General features: G+C 37.5%; 2 protein-coding genes. Both read left to right on the forward strand.

Going from position 1 to position 1,989, the window contains the following annotated elements:
- Nucleotides 1–558: 558 nt before the first annotated feature.
- On the forward strand, nt 559–1,065 hold the full coding sequence (locus Q0516_RS04605) for a hypothetical protein (protein WP_257481304.1): 507 nt from the start codon (nt 559–561) through the stop codon (nt 1,063–1,065).
- A gap of 10 nt (nt 1,066–1,075) precedes the next feature.
- On the forward strand, nt 1,076–1,894 hold the full coding sequence (locus Q0516_RS04610) for a hypothetical protein (RefSeq protein ID WP_294578458.1): 819 nt from the start codon (nt 1,076–1,078) through the stop codon (nt 1,892–1,894).
- Nucleotides 1,895–1,989: the final 95 nt, after the last annotated feature.

A 1,989-nucleotide genomic window follows, 5' to 3' on the forward strand; every position in this document is an offset into this window, starting at 1 on the left:
CCTAAGCCTTCGTGGGAGGGATATTAAACCTACCGAAGTCATTCACCCACATATTACCTAAAAGAGTTATTAGCTTTAATAAAAGATAAAACTTTTCAAACTAAAAGTGAGGGATAGTAACTGTTTCACAAAAAGAGGGCAAAATTTTGATTGTTTACTATTTCAAGAATATAGACATATTTTATTAAAAAAATACGCTCAGTTGAAAGACTGATAACAAATACGATTTCTTAGTTTGCCGTGCTGCAAATTTTGCAGTTAAATTTGTGAATTTCCATATTAGTTAAAATATCAAAATTTCTTTTGGAGTTTTTAGTAAGTCAAAAAGTATCGGGGTTTAAGCGGCAGAACCCCTCGGAAGCGTAGGGCAAGTTGGAATTCCTACATTGAAGTGTAAAGTTTAGAGCTCTTAAGCAGATGAGTTTAAAGAAAAATATCACTCTTTAGTAAGAGATTTATCCGTAGGTAAAAAATTTATAGGCATTGTAAAAAAAGGATATAAAAATAGACAGCAGTAAAAAAAGAAAATTTATGATAATACAAAAGCAGGAGGAATTTATGAACGTAAAAGAAATAAGGATAAATGCACAGCTTATGTGCAATAAGTCGATAGACAAGTCGATGTGCATAAACTATATCAACGAAGGGATAAGGGACATAATATCAAAGGATATAAATGCGGGAGAAGTAAAAAAAAGAGAGCTTTTCGCTTTCAACACCAAATGGTATCCCATAAAGGCAAAAGACGAGATAAACAGAGATCTGCTCAAACTGAAATACATAATAAACGAACAAAACAAGAGAACGAAGATGTATATAAAAGTGGGAAATGAAGTGATGTTCGACCTTATGGGAAGATATACTCTATTTTACGTACTGCTTCCGGAGAAAGTAAAGTCTGAAGATGACGAGCCGAAGATGAAAGAATGTTATCAGGACGCACTTTCCGCTTACTGCGCATACAGAGAAAGGCTGAGGTTCTACGGAGCGGACGACGACAGCACCAAACTTTTATACGAACTTTATAATCAAAGGATATTCAGTACCGACGGCGGGTACTATTAGGAGGTAAAAAATGAAAATAAAAAACAGAAATTTTATGGCGAGTGTAGGTGATGCATCTACGGGGATAGCCGGACCCGACGCACTCATTGCGGATATAGACAATATCATCGAAGTACTTTCAAATTTAGATGACGAGAATATAAAAAGCCTGTCAGCAAATAAAGTAAACACGAGTGATAAAGAGACCTTGACGGAAAGTCTAAACAAACTTACAAATAAAATATATGAAATCATAGGAGAGGATACGCTGGATAGTGAAGTGGAAAAGAGTCTGAAAGACTTGATAACTCATTTAAGGGATAAGAGCAATCCTCACGGAGTATCTCCTTCCATACTCAACGTATATACAAAAGACGAGATACTCTCTTACTTCGGGACTTCAAACAACACGATGAGCTATGAAGTATTTGAAGTGGAGGATATAAGCGACGGCGGATTTACATATAAAGATAAAGAAGGAGAAGTCCATACTTCTATCATCGATACAGACGGATATTATATATTTACTCTTCAGGGAAAGAGCGGATATAAGATAGGTTCAAACGCCATTGAAGCGGTAGTAAACGACGCATTGTTCAGGACGGAGGCTTCGGGAGGACTTAGAGAAATAAAAGACGAAAACTCCGACGGATTTTCAAAGAAAGTCGGCGTCAGCGGATTATTCATAGGCTGTGAAGTAACCTTCAAATACTTTTCCAGGATAAACTTCTATTCAAAACACGCCGTAAGCCACATCAATTCCTCCGATGAACTTATCCATATCGGACCCAACCCCAAAATGGACTCTAACAATATAGATACACCGGTTTGGTTTGATACCAGTAATTAAGGGCTGTCTGCCCTTAAAACCCCATTATAAGGGGCTCTGCCCCTTAGGAAACTCTGCGGGGTTTCGCCCCGCACCCCACCAAAAATTTGCTCGTC

The organism is uncultured Anaerofustis sp. (assembly GCF_938029165.1).
Lineage (GTDB): Bacteria > Bacillota > Clostridia > Eubacteriales > Anaerofustaceae > Anaerofustis.

Coding starts and splice junctions, on each gene's coding strand:
- Q0516_RS04605 (WP_257481304.1), top strand. CDS start 559: ATGAACGTAAAAGAAATAAGGATAAATGCACAGCTTATGTGCAATAAG.
- Q0516_RS04610 (WP_294578458.1), top strand. CDS start 1,076: ATGAAAATAAAAAACAGAAATTTTATGGCGAGTGTAGGTGATGCATCT.